This is a genomic window from Psychrobacter sp. CoH-33_TS_01, assembly GCF_058189395.1.
In genome coordinates, this window is the sequence record NZ_JBVGQI010000002.1 from 136482 (window position 1) to 156653 (window position 20172).

The window sequence follows — 20172 nt, forward strand, 5'->3', positions numbered from 1 at the left end:
GTAAAAAAGTCATTTTTTCTGTTATAAATTTCTAGTAATACGGAGAGAATAGTCTTTAGCTATCGGCATAAAAGTTGGATAATGGCTCTCCTGAAATGCAGGTCATTTGTCACCATGCATTTATAAAGCTCTTACGGGGTCTCACCATCCATTAGCATGAATTACGATAAAGTAATGGGGTTAGACAACTATTGCTCAATGGTGCCTTTATAGTTGACTCAAGTAAAATTAAGCCCAATCTATACCTTGATGCTTACCCCTATCCCAAGGCTGCAAACTATCGGTAATAGCTGCGATTAATTAGGGCTTAAATCGTTATCTGGTAAGGGTTTGCACAGACAATAGTGTAGCATACCAAAATACTGTAGGAGAGACAGTAAAGGTATAGTAATGTTTACAAACACATTCGTCCGTTAGGGGCGGTAAAAACGTGCTAGCATGAGCAGCGCTGCCACTTACAGCGCAGTATTGTCTGCGAAAGTCATTATAAAAACACCCCCTTATTGCCTCAAGCTGCCAGAGTTTATAACCCTAAACGCTTTAGTTTTTAACCCCCAAAATAATTATAGCAAGAGATGCTATTGTGATATTACGCCGATATATGATCCGAGAAGTCGCCACCCATACCGCTTTGGTATTGGGTTTTTTGGTCGTGCTGATGCTCGGTGGCCGCTTGATTCGTTATTTCGGTATTGCTGCAGAAGGCGGTCTCGATGTTAGCCTGCTGTTTACCATTATTGGCTATAACCTGCCTTACTTTTTAGAGCTCATCCTGCCGCTCGCCTTTTTTATCGCCTTAATGCTAGTGTTTGGCCGCCTGTATGTGGATAACGAAATGGCGGTGATTAATGGCAGTGGCATGTCGCGCGGTAAGCTGGGGCGTCTGTTGACCCCGCTCATTATCCTATTGTTTATCTTGGAGGCGGGCTTATCTATCGTGGGCAAGCCTTGGGGCGTACGCGAGTCTGAAAACGTTTGGCAACAGCAAGCGTTAACCAGTGCTTTTGATTTGATTCGTCCCAATGAATTTATTAGTAATGGCAATTATCACTTATATGTGGGCAGTTTAAGCGACGACCGCACAGAGCTACAAGATGTCGTGCTAATCCAAACGCAAGAAGACACCAAGGGTAAAAAGAACGACAAAGACGATATAAATCAGTCAGCAGCTTCGACAGATACGCCACAAACCGATAAGAAAAATACTGCTAAAAACCCTGTTAGTAAAGATACGATTATCCTTGCCAAGCGGGCGCTGCAAGTCGACACTGACCCTATGAGTGGGGTTACCCAACTTGACCTGTATCAAGGCCGGCGTTATGAGATTGGGGCGGACAGTCTGAAGTATAATCAAGTGGGCTTTGATCGCTATCGCATTAGCTTGGCCGAATCGTCTAAAGATACGGTCACCGAAGATAATATAGAAACGCAGAAGATTGGCCCCTTGTGGCAAGTTGCTACCACTAATAGTGCGGCTATACCTATGACCGCAGTGCAGGCGGCTAGAGCGGAAATAGGCTATCGATTTGCTTTGCCTTGGCTGATGATTATCGCCCCTATGCTAGCGGTACCGCTCGCGCAGGTACGTCCGCGTCAAGGCCGTTGGTTGCGCCTGTTTCCTGCCATATTATTGTTTGTTAGTTGTGCCTTAGGGGTCATCTCTTTAAAAGGCTCGGTCAGTAAAGGCAGTTTAAGCGTCTGGGCAAATGCGGGTTTGGTGCTTGGTTTTATGGGGTTTGCGCTATATCTCAATTGGGCCAGCCGTCTGCACCACCGGGTTAAGTTTAGAAATGGGACACCGTCCCAGCCGCAGCTGGATAAGGGAGGCTCGCTATGAAATCTGCGCAGACCGTACCGCCGCGCAAGATGATAGGCCGGTGGCTAACCCCCAAGCCTAAACCTGCTGATGACATGCCGCAGTTGGCCGATAGCATGCCCATCTTATCTCGCTATGTAAAAAAGAATGCCTTATTAGCCATTATCGCCGCCATCTTAGGCTTATGGGGTCTGCAGCTGCTGTTCTCCTATTTATCGGAGCTTGATTCGCTGTCTGATACTTATACTATGGGTGAGGCGCTCAAGTATATATTTTACCGCTCGCCTTATTTTTTAGAGCAGTTTATTCCAACGGGTGCTTTGCTGGGTGCAGTGGTAGGGCTCGGGCTACTGGCGAATAATAGCGAATTGGTGGTCATGCGCGCAGCGGGCGTGAGTATCTTACGTATTGTCGGTTGGGTGCTACAGCCTGCTTTATTGTTCGTCATTATAGCCTTAGCTATCAACCAGTTCGTTTTACCCGTCACCAATCAACTTGCCCGTGAGATTAGCGACGAGGACCAAAAGACCAGCTTGGTCACTGCGGTACGGGGCTATTGGACGGTACAACCGCGCTATATGCCTGATCCTACCAGTACGGCGGCAGAACCGGTGTTGGCTATCGATGGCAAAGATGTCCTCTATATTGACTATGCTGATACCAATGGCAATCTTGGCGAGGTCAAACGTTGGCATTTGGACAATAATGGTAATCTTGAGTCCGCTATCCGCGCAAAAAGTGGCGTCTATGCGCCTAAGCCGGATGCAGGCAAGCTTGATTCTGAGCAGATCTATCAGTATGAATGGACGCTGCGCGATATGACGGAGCTCACGATTAATAAAGGTCGCGATACCAGTCAGGCTAGCCAACCCTCGGCTACTTTACGGCTACCCTTTGCTCCAAAATCGGTCTATTTACTGACCCGTACTGCAGATGATTTGTCATTGACCCAACTGTATGAGCACCGGCAGTTTATGCGTACCCAAGGTAATCGCTCTTTGGATCATGAGCTGGCCTTTTGGCAAAAGCTGCTGTCGCCATTTTCGATTCTATCGCTCGTGGTCGTGGCTTGCTCCTTTGTGTTTGGCTCGCTACGTACCCACAGTTTAGGCTTACGTATCGTCGTTGCGCTATTGTTTGGCCTGCTGTTTAGCTATGTGCAGGATTTGGTTGGCTTTGTCTCATTAGCGACCGGCGTTTCACCACTGTTAATGGTTATACTGCCGATTGCGGGCTGTGCGCTATTAGGCTTGTATTTGATTAAACGGCAGATGTAGTAATCCTTCCCTTTAAGAAAGGCAGGAGATGTTCTTGCAATAAAAAACCCACCATTGCACAAGCAAGGTGGGTTTTCATGTTTAATAAACCAGCGAATTTTGCAAAGTTTATTCTTTAACAGCCAGGGTAATCGTATAAGTCTTACCCTGTTTAACTTTGTCCGAGTTGCCAAATACTTCAGTAAAAGCACGCTTCATAAATTGACGTAGGCCATTAATAGTCACCACGTAAAAGCGCGCACCCGGGCGCATCCGCTCATAAGCATCGAGCAAATAAAGATAGTGCTGCTCTTTACCCACTTTGGCGGGCAAGTTGGACATCACCAAGCTAAAATCTTTTGCGGGATCGACATGGTTAAAGCCGTTCGATAAGTGCACATCGACATTGCGCAGGTTATTGGCCTCACAATTGCGCTTGGCATATTCCACAGCCATAAAGTCTTTATCTATCAGTGTGTGTATGCCTTCAGGGCATTCGCGAGCGGCAGTCATGCCCAATACGCCATAGCCACAACCTAAATCTATCGAATCATCATTCGTCTGAAAATCTACATAGTCGAGCAGCATCAAGCTGCCATCATCGAGCTGTTGTGGCGAAAAAATCCCCCACGTGGTGGTGAAATCAAACGGTTTGCCCAATACGTCTTGGCGAAAGGCAATGTCTTCACGCCAGCGTTTAGATTTGGCCAACAGGTCAGCAGGGGGAGTATGCATCATCTTGATAGTCGCTTAAATAACTTAAAAAATTACGCCTATTGTACCGCCAACCTTGTCATATTGCAGCCAAATGATGACATAAAATGGTTTGAGAATGGATAGGGAGGATTGGTAGCGTGGGTGGCAACCCACGGATTGAAATTGGAGCCTGGAGTAGGGTGATGTTAGCGATAGCATAATCCACCAGTTTTTTAAACGGCTCTAAATTTTTAAACGCCTCTCAACCACGAGGATGATGAGCAGCATGCAGTTGCTGAAGCCTAGCCGTCGCCACATGCGTATAAATTTGTGTGGTGGACAAGTCGCTATGACCGAGTAGCAGCTGCACGCTACGCAAATCCGCGCCATGATTGAGAAGATGGGTGGCAAAAGCATGGCGCAAGGTATGCGGCGACAAGTCTTTGTCAATGCCGGCAATCTTGGCGTACTTTTTAATCATGTACCAAAAGTTCTGCCGAGTCATATAGCCGCCTTGCGTGGTGAGAAACACCGCTTGGCAGTTGCCCGATTTTAAATGGGCAATGAGCTCGCCACGCGCATGAGTCAGATAATCTTCTAATGCTTCATTGGCATATTCGCCCAACGGTACCAGTCGGGTCTTGTTGCCTTTCCCCGTAATTTGCAACCAACCCGCATTTAAGTTGACCTGCTCTAGCGACAAGTTCATCAACTCGCTCACCCGTAGTCCGCAGGCATAGAGTACTTCTAGCATGGCCTTATCTCTAAGCCCCATCGCCGTGCTGGTATCGGGTGCAGCAAGAAGGTGATCAACATCGGCTTCGGACAAGTCTTTCGGTAAGGCGCGGCCGATCTTCGGCGTCTTGATGCGCTCACAAGGATTGTCTTCGCGCAGCTCATTGCCCACCATCCACAAGTAGAACTGGCGCAGGCTTGAGAGCATCCGCGCAATGGTGCGCGGCGTCTTACCATCGCGGCCAAGTTTGGCTAAGCACTGCATCACATCGCTATCAGCCCATTGAGTTAACGCCAATGTATTCGTCGTCTCACAATGGCGTAAGTCACGCACATAGGCATTACGCGTGCGCGTCGATAGGCCACGGGCCAACATCGCCTGGCGAAACTCCGTTAAATAGACGGGTTCGTCGTCGACGGCTAAGGCTTTAGGTTGGCGGGGCTGGACAGCACGGTCACGACTCATAGGGGCTCAATTCGGTATGCAATTATTCAGTCTAAATTATAGACGGTATTACTACTAAGAACTTTAATAATTAGATATAGGATGTCGCCCCGATTATCTTTTGAAAAAAGGGGTATTCTTGAGGCATGATTAAAAAATTAGTTCCCCCCTTTTTAACCACGCGAGCATAGCTCTTGTCTTGCGTCAGAAAAAAGCAGTGCTTTGTTATTACCTGACTCAGGGTTAGGGGGGATTTGGCTTAATGAAATACTAGAGTATGAGAGCGTAAAAAATAGATTTAATGGCCACTTTAATCAAAATGACCCATACTCAAGGTATGCCAAAATACAGTCTAAAGCTAAAGCAATCCGCCTGAAATCTGCGTTCAAATAATACGCAAATAAAGATGGAACACTAGTTGAATTAGATATATTAATGCTACGTTTCGATAACCGACAACCATTAAGAGAAATTGATGCGGTCTATGGCTTGATAGAGCAGGTAGTTTCGGAGCGGCTTAAAATAAAATCCTCCCCAACCCTCCTTTGAAAAAGGAGGGAGCATTCTTGCTGAGGTTTGAAAGATTAGTTCCCCCCTTTTCTAAAGGGGGGCTAGGGGGGATTTACAAAAATTTTTTCATTACTAAGCTAACTTTTTCCTAACCAAATACCGATAAACCACATCATAATGAGTAGCCTCATCATCCTCTGCTGCTGACTCAGCGCTATCCGCCAACTCCGCTATTTCTTCTTTATTCACTGTCTCACTCAGCAGCAATTCATGCCCTAAATGACGGCAAAAATTAGGAATATCGCGGCTGCTAGCAGGATCAGTTGCGAAGATTTCGATGACGTCGCCACCGTCAGCTTTACGGATAACCTTATGCAGCATCATGACGGGTTCGGGGCAGATTAGCCCTTTGGTATCTAGACGATGCTGGATATCACTAGCAGCAGGGGCGTTGTCTAAGGCGGTATTGGTAGAGGTCGTCATCATAAGTGAAGTCATAAGGTAAGGTTAATTTAAAAAAGGATTCAGCTAAAAGAGGCTTAAGCGTCTGGCATGCCTTGTGGGTGCTCATCGATAAATTTAAAGAAGCGTTTAAAGTTTGCGCTAAATAGAAAAGCGGCCCCCATCCAAGCGGAAATACCTAACCAAAGCCAACCTGATAGTGAAAACAATAGGCTCACTAGCGTCAAAATGACGGCTAAACCAATGCTAATCGCTACCATTGACGGCTGGTTTAGGCGATAACGCAAGATGATAAAGGCATTATATAGGGTAATAGGCACAGTCAGTCCGACGAGCACATACGGCAAGTAATAAAACAGCATATACAGAACATCGCTATCACGGTACGCCTTCATACTGGCAATGGTACCAAAAATAATAAAGGCGACTATCGCTACGTAAATGGCATAAATAGCCAAACGATTGAGCTGTTGCGCCCCACGAATACGTTGGATAGCCAGTGGGGCAAATCCAGTCGGTGAGGGCGTCGTAGGGGTTGGGTTGGTCATAAAAAGGTCGCCAAAAAGAAGAAGGTCGTGGCTGATATCTATATATTGATAAGGGAATTGCTAGCTAGCCGGTATCATAGTCTATTGTCTATTTTTCGATAGCAGAGGCTAACGGACAAAGCCAAGTAGCCTATAACGCTGACAGATAAGAGTCGAGTAGAATACAGGCTGCAATATCATCGATAGGGTCGCGTTCATGGGCTATCCAGCCTTGCTCCCAAGCCATTTGCCGAGCTTCTATTGAGGTGAGACGTTCATCCACCATAATCACTTCCGCCGTCATGCGCTCTTCACCCATCCGATGCGCCAAACGGCGAGCAAATTTATGCGCGCGTTTAGACAGCATCGAGCCCGTACCGTCCATATTTAACGGCAGTCCCACGACGACTTGATTAATTTTCCATTTATCAATAATACCGAGTAAGTTATCCCAGTCAGGTTGGCCATTGTCCATCGCCAAGATATCGAAAGCACGGGCATTTTTGGTCAGAGTATTGCCCAGCGCCATGCCCATTTTCTTTACGCCATAATCGAGGGCTAGCACCAGCTTAGCGTCTGGAGTAGCGAGCTCAGTAGCGTCTGTTGCAGGCAAGCTAACGTCGTCGCTGTTTATCTTTGGTAAATTATTAGTCTCAAGCATGGCCAATATCACTACTTAAAAAGTCTAAGTTCACGCCAATCTTACTAGCGGCTAGATGCCAGCGTTCTTCAAATGGCGTCTCGAACAACAAGTTTAGATCTGCAGGACATACCAACCAATCGCCACTTTCAATTTCGCTCTCTAGCTGTTTTCTGCTCCAACTGGCGTGGCCCAGACACAGTTGATAGTGTCCCACACCTTGTCCAGCGGCAATACGTTGCAAGACATCCCGACTGGTAGTAATACAGACATTTTCCGATATCGCAAAGGACGAGGCCCACACCGGCAGACCCGTATGCAAGACAAAGCCTACCTCAGGGTACATCGGCCCGCCTTCTAACGCTAAATCATCCATGACTTGATGGTTAGTCACTTCGATATCTAGGTCCTCTAATAGGCTACCCACCCGAGTATTAGCTACTGGCTGATTAACGCGCAGGCCTAAAGCACCGTGCTTGTCATGACGGCAAATATAAATCAGCGCTTGCGCAAACCGAGGGTCTGGCATTTGCGGCGATGCAATCAAGAAGTGATGGGTCAAATTATCTAAAGGCATAGGCAACTGGTGTAATAAAAAGACAACTGGTTTAATAAAAAGGCAACTGGTTTAATAAAAAGGCAATGCAGGCTAATTAACCACCTATAGTAGCCGCGTGGTTAACCTTATAAAATGGGGGCAGCAAGGGGGTTTATCAATAGTACTACAGCGGCTATTTAACGGCTGCAACTAAGCTACGGGCATGGTCTCGGGTAATTTCGGTAATAATCACGCCACCTGACATGCGCGCGAGCTCATCAATCTGCGCATCCCCTGAGATAATCTGCAGCTCACTCTGAGTCTGCTCCTCATGGTGTTTTTGCACTAGAATATGTTGGTGCGATTGTGCAGCCACTTGGGCTTGGTGCGTGATGGCCAGCAACTGCTGACTTTGGCCTAAAGTACGTAGTAGCTCACCGACGACTTGAGCCGTTGCACCACTAATGCCCACATCAACTTCATCAAACACTAGCATCGGCTTGGCCAACGCATGGTCTTGCCGCGTGGCATGCAGCACCTGCATCACTAAAGCCATACGCGATAGCTCGCCGCCCGAAGCAATTTTGTACAGCGGTTGCATAGGCATCCCCACGTTGGCACTAAACAGCAGCTCGATGTCGTCGATACCATTGCTATTATAGCTGCGTTCAGCCGCTTTTGGCGTAAAGACAAATTCACAACGGGCGTTCGGTAGCGCTAGAGGTTGTAATTGAGTCACCAATTCACTAGCGATAGCAGGGGCGGCATGACGACGGCCCTCACTAAGCTGCTGAGCCAATAGCAAATACTCTTGCCATGCGGCTGCCACTTGTTCAGCGATGACTTCGCTCGACGGCTCATTCTCTAAGGCTGCTAGTTGCTGCTGCCATTCTGCAGATTCAGCGATGAGGTCGCTTATGGGTAAGCCGTGCTTGCGTGACAGTCTATGACCTAGACTAATTAGGGTATCCAGTTCAATAAGACGTTCTGGATCTGGCAATTGCTGCTCTGCATAAGCCGATAAGGAGCTCACGGCCTCACTGATTTGCTCTTGAGCAATATATAACTGTTCTGACGCTTGCGAAAAAGTCTGGCTGACCCCCGCTTGATGGTCACATAGCTTAATGGCGCGGCCTAACATGACCATAACGTCCGGCTCGTCTACGTCATTATCTAATAAAGCCAAGGCTTGGCTGGCCTCTTGCATTAAAGCCTCGATATTAGACAGCTCTTCATGCTCGGCTTCAATCTGAGCATAGTTCACCGCCAATAAAGGCGCTACGTCGGCCAATTGGCTTTGCAGTAACTGGATACGGTCTTGACGCTGCGACTCCTGATTGGCGATATCTTCGGCGCGGCGAGTTAATTTTTGATAAGTAGAGTAGGCCGCAGCGGTCTGCTGAGCCAGCGTCGTTAAAGCGGCCATATCATCGAGCCAGTCAATCACAAACTGGGGCTTGAGCAGCGCTTGCTGAGCATGTTGGCTATGGATATTAACCAATAAAGCCCCTAAAGATTTTAGTTCGTTTAGGCTGACTGGAGCCCCGTTTAACCAGGCTTTGGAGCGCCCATTGCTGCTCAGCTGACGGCGAATGAGCAGCTCTTCTTCCAACTCGCGCTCATGGGTATTAAACCACTGCTGCACCGCTTGATTATCAACCACATCAAACTGGGCATAGATATCGGCATGGTCAGCACCGTGGCGTACCATGCTAGTATCCGCACGTTCACCCACACATAGAGATAGCGCATCTAATAACAAAGATTTGCCAGCACCGGTCTCGCCAGTGATGACATTGAAACCTTCGGCAAAGCTAAGCTCATTATGGGCAATTAAAGCGAAGTGGTTTAACGTTAAGGATGTGAGCATTCAGGGCGTCTCATGAACCAAGATAAAGGTATAGGTGAGTTATTCTGCAACACTACCACAAATCAAGCAATAAAAAGAGTAGATAACCGCTTGCTTTAAGCTACAGTTAAGGCGTATATAGCACTATTTAGAGGTTGTCTATGGTAGAGCTTAAGCGTTGCCTTAGGCTGTCTCTATAAGGCATTAGTCTATATAATAGAGCCAATAATTTTATGGTAAGCAGTCATAAACTTTGCAGAGATAATGTGTTAGCATAAACTTACTTAACGCCAACCTAAATTTTTTGGCTGGTCTGTTTGGTGCTGACCCGTTTTCACGAACAGGGTTTAGTGGCAGTCGCTGCCATGTCTTTATAGGACTTGTCTTTATAGGCTAGCAATGCTCAGTACCAGTGCAAATGTGACTCTATCTAATGGGGGCGCATAGCATTTGGAGTGGCTGATTGACCTATATTATAAAGACCGTATTGTATTAGTTGTTGTAATCCCTGTGACCCATCGTTACGAGTAAGGCTACAAAGTTAGCTCAAGGTAGAGCGCTAAATTTTGTAGGCTATACGCCACGCACTATGGTGCATCATACTTTTGTTAAATTATTTTTGAATAATTTAGTTTATACGATTAAGGAAGGCTACTATGTCAGCGGAACAATTTAATAATGTGACTGTCGATGCCAAAGCGAATATTTCTTACGACGGGCGCTGTAGTAGCCATACCGTATCTTTTGATGATGGCAGTAAAAAGATGCTAGGCGTTATCCTGCCGTGCGATGAAGAAGTGATGCAATATCATTTTGCCACCCATACCTCTGAGCGTATTGAAATTATTAGTGGCGAGTGCGAAGTCAAAATTAATGGTGAAGATGACTTCAGCTACTACCGTGCAGGGCAGTCATTTATGGTGGCTGGCGAAAGTGGTTTCAACCTGCGTACTGAGCAAATCGTTCAGTATATCTGCCACCTCGAAGGCTAGGTTGCTCGTACCTAGCCAACGTAGCTACCTAGCCCTAGCGGCAAGGTAGCTTCGATTTGCTAGATTCACGCCTGCTTTATAAATAAACACAGCACTCTAGGGCTGTGTTTACCCTTTTCTTATTTTCTACTTTTGCTCGTCTCTCTTTAAACCTCAAGCACGGATATCTAAATTATTATGGCTAAGCCCACCTATTTTTATGGCATTCACGCTATCGACGCGCTCCTTAACATCCGTCCTTTAGATGGCTTGAGTTTGTTTATCCAAAAAGGTCGTGAGACGGATGAAAGTATTCAGGCGTTAATCGACACGGCACAAGCCAATGGTATCAGCATCCAATATGCGCAAAAAGATAATCTGACCCAGCTGTGTGGTAGCCCTCAGCATCAAGGGGTGGTGATCCATGCGCGTCCGATGAGCTTTGCGGATGAGGGTGAGCTGGATACTTTTACCGCCAAAGACAATTGCTTATTACTAGTGCTCGATCAAATTACTGACCCGCATAATTTTGGCGCCTGCTTGCGAACAGCGGTAGCAATGGGGGTTGATGCGGTCATTTGTCCCAAGCATCATGCCGCCAGTCTGACGCCTACCGTAGCCAAAGTGGCGGTTGGGGCGGCGGATATGATTCCTATTATTAGTGTCACTAATCTGGCACGAACGCTTGGTCAGCTTAAGCAGGCCGGTGTGTTCATTTTTGGTACTGCTTTGGATGAGACGGCACGCCCTATCCATCAGGCCGACCTAACCGGTAAAGTAGCTTTGGTTATGGGGTCAGAAGGCGAGGGTATGCGTCGTTTGACGACTGAGCATTGTGATGAGTTAGTATTTATTCCGATGCCGGGCAATGCTCAAGGTCAATTGCAAAGCTTAAACGTGAGTGTAGCGACTGGGATGGCGCTATATGAGGTAGTTCGTCAACGTCAATAAGATAGGGCGAGCTTCTCATTAGACGGTTATAGTAACTAACCTTTTAGCCGATATAGTCAACAACGCATAAAAAGACGCTTCTATTAATAGAGAGCGTCTTTTTTATGTAGGACTGTTTTTATACGAATGGGCTATCGATGCGAGCTGGCCAGTTGCAGATACTGTTCGTGTAAAGGCTGCAATTTAGCATATAGGGTGGCTAAGTCGTGTTCATTAACGATCACATCATCGGCTTGAGCAACGCGCTCATTACGCGACAGTTGATTGGCCATAATCGCTTTAATCTTATCATGGCTTTGCTCATCTCTAGCGCCAGCACGCGCTAGTTGTAAGTCCTCACTCACATCAATCACTAACACCCGCTGACACAATCTGGCCAATCCTGCTTCTGCGGATTCTAACAGTAAAGGGGCGGATAAAATCACGTAAGGTGAGGTAGCCGTTTGTAAGGCTTGTTTGGCCTGTTCACGCACTGCTGGATGGGTAATGGCTTCCAAGTCAATCAAGGCATTGGGATGGGCAAACACGTGCGCGCGCATGGCCGCTCGGTCCATTTCACCCTCTGCAGTCAGTACCCAGTCGCCAAACTTCTCTTTAATCTGCTCGAGGGCCGGCTGACCCTTGGCCACAATTTGATGGGCTATCACATCAGCATCAATAATCTGGATGCCTTGCTCAGCGAACCAATCACTAGCAGCAGATTTGCCACTGCCTATCCCGCCGGTCAAGCCCACGATAAAAGGCAGTTTGGTACGGGTGCTGTTAGTGGAAAAAGTTTGTGGTAATAGGGAGTCGGTAATAGCAGAAGACATCATAGCAGTACTTATTTCGTTAAAAGGGTGAGAGGAAAAGTTTTTATAGAAAGAGGCGATAAAACCTGCGCCCACTCAAGCACTATTTAATAACTATTGATTACTGGCTAGTAGCTAGTGATCAGTAGCTGGCTTTTAGGTGAGCGACTAGGCATACATATTTAAATACCAACTAACAATTTCAGGGCCGTAGAGTAGAGCAATAACCCCGGCTATAGCGATATAAGGGCCAAAGGCAAAGGGCTTACTCTCGCCATGTATACGCATCAGTATTAAGCCAATGATTGAGCCCAGCAGGGACGACAGTAAAATAATCAGCGGCAACATCATAGGGCCAAGCCAAGCCCCTAAAACTGCCAATAGTTTAAAATCACCAGCCCCCATGCCCTGCTTTTTGGTCAACAGATAAAATATTTTGACCACTATCCATAAAGAGAAAAAGCCAATCAGCAAGCCCCAAATAGCCGTGGTAGGAGAGACAAATAGACTGTAGGCATTGACAGCGAGCCCTAGTCCGGCAAGGGGAAAGGTTAAACGGTCCGGTAGGAACTGGGTATCAAAATCAATACCAGTTAAAGCGACCAACGTCCAGACTAAAATCAGCGCAGCAAACCCTTGCGCACTGACGCCAAATTTATAGATAACTAACACGGACAATAGCGCTGTAACGACTTCTACAATAGGATAACGCGGACTAATCGGCTGCTGACAGCTCGAGCATTTGCCTCTGAGCATAAGCCAGCTTAGCAAAGGAATATTTTCATACCATTTAATTTGGTGGTCGCAACTGGGACAACGTGAGCGCGGTAAACTCAGCGTCAACGGCGTATCTTGAGCGACAATCTGGGCGACAGGTGTCATTAGCTCTGCTGGAATATCCGGCTGTTCGCTTAATATTTGGCTACAGTCGCGCCGCCATTCGCGCATCATCATCAACGGCATACGGTGAATGACGACGTTTAAAAAGCTGCCGACACAGAGGCCAATAATGCCAAATACTAGTAGGGCCAAGCCAAAGTTTTCTTGTAAAAGCTGCAACATAATGGACCTTAACTAAAGACTAAATTACTGAGCCCATTTGGAAAATTGGCAAATACATGGCGATAACTAGGCCACCGATTAGCACGCCTAACACCGCCATAATCATCGGTTCCATCAAGCTGGTAAGACCATCAACAGCATTATCGACTTCGTTTTCATAATAGACCGCGACTTTATCCAGCATCTCTTCTAAGCTACCGGCTTCTTCGCCAATCGCTACCATCTGAATCGCCATACTGGGGAATAGGTTGGTAGAGCGCATAGCGAAATGCATCTGCTGGCCAGTAGAGACATCATCTTTAATCTGCTGGGTAGCGTTATAGAACACCACGTTATTTGTAGCGCCGGCTGTAGAGTCTAAAGCGTCAATTAGCGGCACGCCCGCAGCAAAGGTCGTCGATAAAGTACGCGAAAAACGCGCGATGACCGCTTGATAGGCAATATTACCAAAGATAGGCAAGCGTAAAGTAGTGCGGTCTAAAAAGTCACGGAAATCAGCACTGCGCTCCTTGGCTTGACCAAAGGCATATATGGCTAAGCCTACCGCTATTAGCATAATATACCACCACTTTTGCATCCACTCAGACATGGCTACGACCATCTGGGTAAAGGCAGGTAATTCAGCACCAAACGAGCCAAACATATCTGCGAATACTGGCACAACTTTAACCAAGAGAATGACGGTGACAATAAAAGCGACAACAATAACGGCTATAGGGTATTTTACGGCCTTCTTAATTTTTGCTTTGAGGAGCTCGCTCTTTTCTTTATAGGTCGCTACGCGCTCCAGCATGGTCTCTAGGGCACCCGATTGTTCACCAGACTCTACCAATGAGCAAAATAACTCATCAAAGTAGCGCGGGTGTTTGCGTAGCGCAGTGGTAAAAGTGGTACCCGATTCAACTTCGCCTTTTAAAGCCAAAACCAAATCTTTCATAGAAGGATTATCAAGAGAGTCAGCGACAATCTCAAAAGACTGAGTTAATGGCACGCCTGCTTTAAGCATGGTGGCCAACTGCCGTGAGAAAATAGCAATGTCGATGGCTTTGATTTTTTTCTTAAACGTAAATAACGGCTTTGGTTTCTTTTTAATCGTTTTAACCGTAATGCCTTGTTTACGCAGCGTCGCCTTGGCCAGATCCATACTGCGGCTGGACGTCTCTCCCTTTACTTGTTGCCCACGGCGATTGGTCCCGTCATAAACAAAGTCTAAGAGCATATCAGTAGTGGCTTTGGCCATTGTTTTATCCTTAAATATTGCGTGCCTACTATTACGGTCTTAGTACGGCGTAATGAATCGGCTGATTAGTCATTATAAGGCAAGTTTGTTATAAGTTAGCTGAATAGCTCAGCATACCCACTGTATTCTTACACACAAAATAGCATGGTCTTATGGCATGGCTATAGACGGTTATTCAGAGGTAACGCGGAGCATCTCTTGGATAGTCGTCAACCCTTGCAATACTTTCTGAATACCAGAGCGACGTAGGTCACGGAAGCCATTTTTAAGGGCCGCATCTTTGATATCAATGGCATTACCATTTTCCATAATAATACGCGAAATATCTGGGGTGATTTTCATCACTTCATAAATACCCAAACGGCCTTTATAGCCATCGCGGCATTCACTACAGCCTACGGGCTCATAAATTACATTATCGCTATTGTCCAAGTCCGCTTCGGTAAAACCAATTTCTAGCAAGCTCTGTCTCGGCACCGTGAGGGGGCGTTTACAATTTTTGCATAAGCGGCGAGCCAAACGCTGAGCGATAACTAGATTCACCGAAGTAGCAATATTAAAAGACGCCACCCCCATATTATGCAAACGGGTTAAAGTCTCAGGGGCTGAGTTGGTATGCAAAGTGGACAAGACCATGTGGCCAGTTTGTGCCGCTTTAACAGCAATCTCTGCGGTTTCTAAATCGCGAATCTCACCCACCATGACAATGTCGGGATCCTGACGTAGAAAGGATTTTAGCGCATTGGCAAAGGTTAGACCGACTTTTGGATTGACGTTAACCTGGTTGATGCCTTCTAGGTTAATCTCTACGGGGTCTTCTGCCGTGGAGATGTTGGTCTCTTCAGTATTAAGAATGTTCAGACCAGTATAAAGCGAGACCGTTTTACCCGAACCTGTAGGCCCCGTAATCAGCACCATACCTTGGGGTTTATGCAGCGCCTCTAGGAACATCTCTTTTTGATCGGGCTCATAACCTAGGGCATCGATGCCTAGCATGGCTGAAGAGGGGTCTAAGATACGCAATACAATCTTTTCACCAAACAAGGTGGGTAGAGAGTTCACACGAAAATCGATGGCTTTATTTTGTGAGATTTTAAGTTTGATACGACCATCTTGCGGGACACGGCGCTCAGAGATGTCCATCTGCGACATCACTTTTAGGCGGGCGGCTATTTTGCTGGCCAGCTGAATCGGTGGGCTGGCCATTTTTTGCATAATGCCGTCGACGCGGAAGCGTACCCGATAAGATTTTTCATAAGGTTCAAAATGCAAGTCAGACGCTCCCATACGGATAGCATCCACCAGCATTTTATTGACGAATTTTACAACGGGGGCTTCATCGACTGAGCTACCAGTATCTGAGTCCGCATTAGGGTCGTTTTGTTCTTCAATATCAACGTTTAATTCATCATCTGCAAAGCTACTAAAGTTATCCATACTGTCAGCAAAGACAGTTTCGATATATTTTTTTAGCTTATCTTCTTCGACGACGACGGTTTCTACAGACAAGCGCGCATTAAAAGAAATAGCATCGATAGCGTCCATGCGTGAGGGATCGCTCATCGCAACGAATAGGCGCTGCCCACGTCTATAGATAGGCAGTGCATTAAACTTACGCACAATTTTTTCGTCTACGACCCCTTTAGGAATCATGTCTTTATTTAAGACGTTAAGATCGAAAAGAGCGTCGCCAAATTCTTTAGAAACGACCGTTGCTAGCTGATTTGCAGGCGCTATTTTATTATCGACGAGATAGGGAATAAGCCCTACACGCTGCTGCTGCGACTCTTTTAGCACGGTTTGCATCTGCGTGCTGCTCACCAGCTCCTCTTGAATAAGGCGATGCGCAAGGCCACCAAAGCTCGTTGTCGTAGCGGACATAAATGACTCCCACAAAAAATAAAAATATCAGCTAAGTTGCTAAAACGGCCACCTTGATAATCTAGGATAGGCGCTTATAAGTATAAAATATCAAAGCATAAAATCTAGGCTTTAATTCAGCTGTTCGGGCTAAAATATCGCACTATGTGTAGCAAAAAAGCTGTCATTACAAGGACTTTTAGTCCCATTGAAAGTCAGCTGCTTTGCATGCCATCATAGCGCTATAAAATATTATTGTAACTATAGTGTAAGCTACTATAAGTTAATCTGCTGACTTTATACACAATAATTCGTATCTTAACGCTAAGATTATGCGTAAAGTGGGCGGTTATTAAAATAGTATCCGTTTTTAAACCTCTATAGACAGCTTGCTAATTCAAAAGTGGTCACAATTAAAACCCCATTAGCACTTGGGTTGTCGCCGATAGTGTAGGCTGCATCTGCAAGATAAAGAAGGTGTAGGTTGCAAGGTAGAAGGTACGATAACGTACCCTATGGAGGGGGGGTTTTAGCCGCAAAAAAGCGCGAAACGAAACCCCCTATAGACAAGGATAAAAGTTTGGTATAATGGCGCGTTTCGTAATTCGCTCTATGCCGTCTTAGTACGATAAAGTTGGTCTACAAGTGGGCTGGCGTCAACGGATATAAAAGAATTCAACAGGATATGAGTACTATGCAGGCATGGGTAATTGGTAATTGGAAGCAAAATCCGGCAACGTTACAAGCGGCTAAAACCTTATTAGCCGATATTAGCAGTCAGGCGGCCAACATGGATTTAACGGCTTGCCAGTTAATGGTCATTCCTAGTCTCGTGCATGTGACCGCGCTACCACAAAGTGACGAGATAGCACTAGGCGTGCAAGACATCAGTGCTCATAGTGCGACAACGGGTGCGTTTACAGGCGATGTCTCAGCCGCCCAAGTAAAAGACACCGGTGCCAACTGGGTGTTGGTCGGTCATTCGGAGCGTCGCCAATATCATGGTGAAAATGAGAGCACCCTCTACAATAAGATTAAACATGCGCTAAGCCAGCAATTGGGCGTAATTTTCTGTGTTGGAGAGACGAAAGAGCAGTATGACAGCGAGCAGACTTTTAACGTATTAGCAGCGCAATTGACGGTTATCGAGCAATTGCTGACCGAGACCGACCAAGAGCGTTTAGCAGAGCGTCTTATTATCGCTTATGAACCTGTCTGGGCGATTGGCACGGGCAAAGTCCCTACGGTAGAAGAAGTGGCGGCCACGCATGCCCATATTAAAGCCGTTATCCAAAGTTACGCGGGCGCAGAAAAAGCGCTGGGCCAACCTTGCGTGCTTTATGGAGGTAGTGTGAATGCTGCCAATGCTGCCCAGTTTGCTCAAGCCGACAGTGTGAATGGTGCCCTAGTGGGTGGTGCCGCTCTACAAGCTGACAGCTTTCTCGCTATTGCCGACGCTTTTGCTGCAGCGAAACGTCAAAAATAGCTTATAACTGGTTATTAAAATCTAGCGGGTTATGAAAAAGTGGTTGGCTATTAAATTACGTTGGTCATTAAAAATTGGCGAGTCATTAAAAAATAGGGCTAGTTACTGCTGCACTAAATGACTCTGTTATATAATCATCGACTTTGCTGGTGTTGGCCGTTGTCGGCACACTAGCATCATCAGACCCTATATTATTAGTGTCGATTTGGGCTTTACCCTATTAAACACATGCTCATCCGAGCATAAGAGGACGTTATGTATACCTTTGTATTGGCCTTACACATCATCGTGGCGATTGCCATGATAGGCTTGATTCTTATTCAGCATGGCAAAGGCGCAGATGCAGGAGCCTCTTTTGGTGCTGGGTCATCTGGCACTGTTTTTGGTGCTGCAGGCTCGGCGAACTTTATGACGCGAGCGACGGCAGTATTGACCGCTATCTTTTTTGTTACTAGCTTAACGCTAGCCGTGCAAGCGCGTCAGCAAGCAGAAGGTCAATTTCGCTTAGATGCACCAGCCTCAGCGCCGCAAACGCCTCGACCACTGACCGAAAATCCTAAGTCAGACAGTTAATATTGGCTTAAAAAGTAAGTTTTGGGATAATAGCAGTAGCGTTTAAAGCGATAGATCAGCATAAAGTATAGGCGATATCGCGGTCCCTGCTATTAAACCTTGCTATTCTTAACGATAGCCATTACAATGCTTGCCTGTTTTAGCAACTGCTGACCGTTTATAAAGCTGTGGTTATTCTGACAATTTTCCCTCAACGAAAGTGTTCAGTTCCAAGCTAACTATGGTAAATAGGTGTTCTTCTTAAGAACAGATAAGCCGTCTAGTAGATAAAACAGTATGCGATCGTGGTGGAATTGGTAGACACGCTATCTTGAGGGGGTAGTGGCGCAAGCTGTGAGGGTTCGAGTCCCTCCGATCGCACCAATTTAAGCTCGTCAGTTAAATGAATAGGTTGTATTAATAATAATTAATATCAAGTTATTTGATAAATTAGTTGACAGGTCTAAATTAAGCGTATAGAATACGCAGTCTAAATTGTTGCGGGGTGGAGCAGTCTGGTAGCTCGTCGGGCTCATAACCCGAAGGTCGTTGGTTCAAATCCAGCCCCCGCTACCACTTTTTGAAAGACATAGCTGAACTTTGAATACTATCACTACTAGTGAGATAGACTTAAAGTCACAGCAGATTAAACCCACCCTTATGTCTGTGGGTTTTTTTGTATCTGAATGTTGGTAATATAGGCAAAGCATAGAGGCTATCCGAGCACTATGGTAAGCTTTCAATAAAGTTGGCGATTGCATAAGTCATTGTCAGTCTGTCTCTACTCATCGTAAATACTGTCTCCTTATCCAGCGGGTTTGCCAGAGATGGCGCTAGTACTTCTTTTGGGGTGTTAGTGACTGTTATTATCGCTGCGCACGCTGTAGCTACTTATCCTTATTATTAGTTACAGGCTTGCTAAGTATTGAGGGCATACTTATTAAGAGTCCATCTTTGCTAGCCGATTTAAAAACCCCTATTTATTTAAAATAATACCTAAAAGGTCTGTATGAAACTGTCTACCAAAGTTACTGAATTGATGGCTATCATTGCTCCGGCTGTAGAGGCGTGTGACGTGGCATTGTGGGGCGTAGAGTTTGTGCCACAAGGTCGTAAGTCATTGTTGCGTATCTTCATTGAGTCATCGCCAGAAGAGCAAGCAGAGGGCAAGCAAGTCACTATTGAGGACTGTGCTGCGGTCAACCATCAGGTCAGTGGGGTCTTAGAAGTCCATGATCCTATCGCCGGAGAGTATATTCTTGAAGTATCCTCACCAGGTATCGACCGGGCTTTCTTCTCTGAAGCGCAAATGCGTCAATATATCGGTCAAACGATTAATTTACGTTTAATTAACGCTATTGGTGCGGGTAAAGAGAAACTGCGTAAAATCGCTGGCGTCTTAGAGAGCATGAACGACAAAACTTTGACGCTGACTACGGCACAAGGCCAAGTGATAGACGTTGAGCTGTCAAACATTGATAAAGCCAATCTAATTTATCAAGACAGTTAGGCTAGTCACTAAATTAGCTACAGCGCCAGTATTAGCTACAGCGCCAGTATTAGCTACAGCGCCAGTTAATTAAGCTAGGTTTTTAATTAGCGGGTTATAAAATTTTCACAGTTCGTATTTCAAAAATTTGTATTAGAGACTAGCAAAGCTTACTCTAAGACTATTTTATAAGCTATGATTAGCAGTTCATTAAAAATTACTAATAAGCTGGTTTAATAGTCATATAGTTTGCCAATATAACTTGGCACATAAGTAACTTATTGATAGTTGGGCTA

Annotated in this window: 18 protein-coding genes and 2 tRNA genes; 9 read left to right on the plus strand and 11 right to left on the minus strand. The window is 46.0% G+C overall.

Annotated features, from left to right (window positions below; translation table 11 throughout):
- Positions 1-601: 601 nt before the first annotated feature.
- Complete coding sequence (locus tag ACZ2XM_RS03705; protein ID WP_490587048.1) at positions 602-1837, plus strand: LPS export ABC transporter permease LptF; 1236 nt, start codon at positions 602-604, stop codon at positions 1835-1837.
- 74 nt (positions 1838-1911) lie between these two features.
- Positions 1912-3093, plus strand: coding sequence for an LPS export ABC transporter permease LptG (lptG, locus tag ACZ2XM_RS03710; RefSeq protein WP_490587438.1), 1182 nt, complete (start codon positions 1912-1914; stop codon positions 3091-3093).
- 108 nt (positions 3094-3201) lie between these two features.
- Here lptG and ACZ2XM_RS03715 read toward each other — a convergent pair whose 3' ends face one another.
- The 7 genes from ACZ2XM_RS03715 to recN form a co-directional block, all read right to left on the minus strand.
- Complete coding sequence (locus tag ACZ2XM_RS03715; protein WP_490587049.1) at positions 3202-3810, minus strand: class I SAM-dependent methyltransferase; 609 nt, start codon at positions 3808-3810, stop codon at positions 3202-3204.
- Between the two features lie 220 nt (positions 3811-4030).
- The gene (gene xerD / locus ACZ2XM_RS03720; RefSeq protein ID WP_490587050.1) at positions 4031-4969 is read right to left on the minus strand and encodes a site-specific tyrosine recombinase XerD; all 939 of its coding nucleotides are present in this window, start codon (positions 4967-4969) and stop codon (positions 4031-4033) included.
- Between the two features lie 621 nt (positions 4970-5590).
- Positions 5591-5941 (minus strand): sulfurtransferase TusA, encoded by a 351-nt coding sequence (gene tusA, locus ACZ2XM_RS03725; protein WP_490587439.1) that lies wholly within the window; start codon positions 5939-5941, stop codon positions 5591-5593.
- 56 nt (positions 5942-5997) lie between these two features.
- Positions 5998-6468, minus strand: a complete 471-nt coding sequence (locus ACZ2XM_RS03730) for a hypothetical protein (RefSeq protein ID WP_490587051.1) — start codon at positions 6466-6468, stop codon at positions 5998-6000.
- Positions 6469-6598: 130 nt separating this feature from the next.
- Positions 6599-7108, minus strand: a complete 510-nt coding sequence (ruvX, locus tag ACZ2XM_RS03735) for a Holliday junction resolvase RuvX (protein ID WP_490587052.1) — start codon at positions 7106-7108, stop codon at positions 6599-6601.
- Entirely contained in the window at positions 7101-7664 is a 564-nt protein-coding gene (locus tag ACZ2XM_RS03740) for a YqgE/AlgH family protein (protein WP_490587053.1), read from the minus strand. Before ACZ2XM_RS03740 ends, ruvX begins: the two co-directional genes overlap by 8 nt.
- Positions 7665-7818: 154 nt before the next feature.
- Positions 7819-9495, minus strand: coding sequence for a DNA repair protein RecN (recN, locus tag ACZ2XM_RS03745; protein ID WP_490587054.1), 1677 nt, complete (start codon positions 9493-9495; stop codon positions 7819-7821).
- Between the two features lie 635 nt (positions 9496-10130).
- Here recN and ppnP point away from each other — a divergent pair.
- Together ppnP and rlmB are read left to right on the plus strand one after the other, a co-directional pair.
- Positions 10131-10466, plus strand: coding sequence for a pyrimidine/purine nucleoside phosphorylase (gene ppnP / locus ACZ2XM_RS03750; protein ID WP_490587055.1), 336 nt, complete (start codon positions 10131-10133; stop codon positions 10464-10466).
- 177 nt (positions 10467-10643) lie between these two features.
- Positions 10644-11396 carry a 23S rRNA (guanosine(2251)-2'-O)-methyltransferase RlmB gene (gene rlmB / locus ACZ2XM_RS03755; RefSeq protein ID WP_490587056.1) on the plus strand — a complete coding sequence of 251 codons (753 nt, stop codon included), beginning with the start codon at positions 10644-10646 and terminating at the stop codon, positions 11394-11396.
- 131 nt (positions 11397-11527) lie between these two features.
- Here rlmB and coaE read toward each other — a convergent pair whose 3' ends face one another.
- The 4 genes from coaE to pilB form a co-directional block, all read right to left on the minus strand.
- Positions 11528-12142 carry a dephospho-CoA kinase gene (coaE, locus tag ACZ2XM_RS03760; RefSeq protein ID WP_490587440.1) on the minus strand — a complete coding sequence of 205 codons (615 nt, stop codon included), beginning with the start codon at positions 12140-12142 and terminating at the stop codon, positions 11528-11530.
- Between the two features lie 213 nt (positions 12143-12355).
- Positions 12356-13249: a prepilin peptidase gene (locus ACZ2XM_RS03765; protein ID WP_490587057.1), complete on the minus strand. Its 894-nt coding sequence runs from the start codon at positions 13247-13249 to the stop codon at positions 12356-12358.
- Between the two features lie 19 nt (positions 13250-13268).
- Positions 13269-14489, minus strand: coding sequence for a type II secretion system F family protein (locus tag ACZ2XM_RS03770; protein WP_490587058.1), 1221 nt, complete (start codon positions 14487-14489; stop codon positions 13269-13271).
- Between the two features lie 171 nt (positions 14490-14660).
- Positions 14661-16370, minus strand: a complete 1710-nt coding sequence (gene pilB, locus ACZ2XM_RS03775; RefSeq protein WP_490587059.1) for a type IV-A pilus assembly ATPase PilB — start codon at positions 16368-16370, stop codon at positions 14661-14663.
- Positions 16371-17043: 673 nt separating this feature from the next.
- On the opposite strand from pilB, the gene tpiA reads away from it, so the two are divergent.
- The 5 genes from tpiA to ACZ2XM_RS03800 all read left to right on the plus strand — a co-directional run bounded on the left by tpiA (position 17044) and on the right by ACZ2XM_RS03800 (position 19897).
- Positions 17044-17835 (plus strand): triose-phosphate isomerase, encoded by a 792-nt coding sequence (tpiA, locus tag ACZ2XM_RS03780; RefSeq protein WP_490587441.1) that lies wholly within the window; start codon positions 17044-17046, stop codon positions 17833-17835.
- A gap of 255 nt (positions 17836-18090) precedes the next feature.
- Positions 18091-18408, plus strand: a complete 318-nt coding sequence (gene secG, locus ACZ2XM_RS03785) for a preprotein translocase subunit SecG (RefSeq protein WP_490587060.1) — start codon at positions 18091-18093, stop codon at positions 18406-18408.
- Positions 18409-18686: 278 nt separating this feature from the next.
- A tRNA-Leu gene (locus ACZ2XM_RS03790) sits at positions 18687-18771 on the plus strand.
- Between the two features lie 115 nt (positions 18772-18886).
- Positions 18887-18963 (plus strand) — tRNA-Met (locus tag ACZ2XM_RS03795).
- A 463-nt stretch (positions 18964-19426) separates the two neighbouring features.
- On the plus strand, positions 19427-19897 hold the full coding sequence (locus ACZ2XM_RS03800; RefSeq protein WP_490587442.1) for an LSm family protein: 471 nt from the start codon (positions 19427-19429) through the stop codon (positions 19895-19897).
- Positions 19898-20172: the final 275 nt, after the last annotated feature.